This window comes from Mesorhizobium sp. M7A.F.Ca.ET.027.03.2.1 (assembly GCF_003999175.1).
Lineage (GTDB): Bacteria > Pseudomonadota > Alphaproteobacteria > Rhizobiales > Rhizobiaceae > Mesorhizobium.
This window is the reverse complement of record NZ_RZOM01001304.1, coordinates 1-1446: the sequence shown is the minus strand read 5'-3', so window position 1 is coordinate 1446 and position 1446 is coordinate 1. Positions and strand designations below refer to the sequence as shown.

Here is a 1446-nt window from a genome sequence, read left to right as displayed (position 1 = left end):
CACCGGTAGCAGCCAGGATGGTGCGGGGAACGTTTTGGGGGTGGTTCCGGGGCGGCTGTATAGCGATTTCGCGAACGTGACGACGCTGAGCCCGAGCACAATTACCAGTGTCGGCGGCAGTCAGGCACATCTCAACATGCAGCCGTTCCTGACGCTGAGCTTCTGCATTGCCCTGCAGGGCATTTTCCCTTCGCCGAATTAAGGAGGCGCGATCATGGCACAGCCTTATGTTGGTGAGATACGCATGTTTGCCGGCAATTTTGCGCCGGCCGGCTGGATGTTCTGCGAGGGACAGCTTCTGCCGATCTCGGAGAACGAGACACTTTTCCAGCTGATTGGCACGACCTATGGCGGCGATGGCCAGAGCACCTTTGCGCTGCCCGACCTGCAAGGCCGTGTTCCGCTCCATCAGGGCAGCGGCTTTATTCTTGCGGAGACGGGAGGCGTGGAGGAAGTCAATCTGACAATTTCCCAGATTCCTTCACACAGCCATCCGATGGTCGCGTCCCTGAACATTGGTCAAGATACAAGTCCCAGCGGGAAGGTCGTTGCACAGATTGGCGGTGGCGCCTTGCCCTACATCCAGGACACGACCGATACCGACATGGCCCAGCAGGCTGTAACAGCCGTTGGCGGCAGCCAGCCGCACAACAATTTCCAGCCGTATCTTTGCATCAGCTTTATCATTTCACTTTTCGGCATCTTTCCGTCGCCGACCTGAGAGGGACATCATGGCTGACCCGTTCGTCGCCGAAATCCGAATCTTCCCCTTTTATTTCGCGCCCAGGGGCTGGGCGTGGTGCGACGGGCAGTTGCTGCCGCTGTCGCAGAACACGGCATTGTTCTCGTTGCTGGGCACGACCTATGGCGGCAATGGCAAAAGCAATTTTGCCTTGCCCGACCTTCAGGGCCGCTTGCCGATGCACCCGGGGCAAGGACCAGGGCTTTCGCTGCACGATCTCGGCGAGACCGACGGTACGGAAACGGTAAGCCTGCTCGAATCGGAGATTCCTAACCACACCCACGCAATGCGCGACCATGACATCGACCTAGGCGAACTCAATGCGCCGTCCTCGACGCGAAGCCTGGCCAAATCCACCAACGCAACAATCTATACCCCTGCGGCCAACCTGACGCAGATGAGCCCTCAAGCGCTCCCCCCTGCCGGCGGCGACCAGCCGCACAACAACATGCAGCCCTATCTCACCTGCTATTTCTGCATCGCGCTGCAGGGCGTCTTCCCGCCAAGAAGCTGAATTCCGAACCGAAAGGGCAGGACCGTACGATGGCCAAGAACGCAGAACCGAAGTCGAAGGTCCCCGCAGCGAAGACGCCGGCGCCGAAAGCGGCTTCCAGGGCCCGCCCGGCGCCGTCCAGCCCTCCACCCATTTTCCAGCACAAGCCGGCCGGCACGTCGTTTTTCGAACTGTCGCGGCTGATGGTGGT

General features: G+C 60.1%; 2 protein-coding genes and 1 pseudogene. All 3 read left to right on the top strand.

Annotation, left to right across the window (positions count from 1 at the left end):
* A pseudogene (locus EN750_RS41180) lies at window positions 1–202 on the top strand (phage tail protein); the annotation flags it as partial.
* A gap of 12 nt (window positions 203–214) precedes the next feature.
* Window positions 215–721 (top strand): tail fiber protein, encoded by a 507-nt coding sequence (locus tag EN750_RS34080; RefSeq protein ID WP_127399261.1) that lies wholly within the window; start codon window positions 215–217, stop codon window positions 719–721.
* 10 nt (window positions 722–731) lie between these two features.
* Window positions 732–1256, top strand: a complete 525-nt coding sequence (locus EN750_RS34075) for a tail fiber protein (protein ID WP_127267582.1) — start codon at window positions 732–734, stop codon at window positions 1254–1256.
* The last annotated feature ends 190 nt before the right edge of the window (window positions 1257–1446 follow it).

Bases quoted from the DNA above. Each gene is read 5' to 3' on its own strand.
- EN750_RS34080 (WP_127399261.1), top strand. From the start codon at position 215: ATGGCACAGCCTTATGTTGGTGAGATACGCATGTTTGCCGGCAATTTT.
- EN750_RS34075 (WP_127267582.1), top strand. From the start codon at position 732: ATGGCTGACCCGTTCGTCGCCGAAATCCGAATCTTCCCCTTTTATTTC.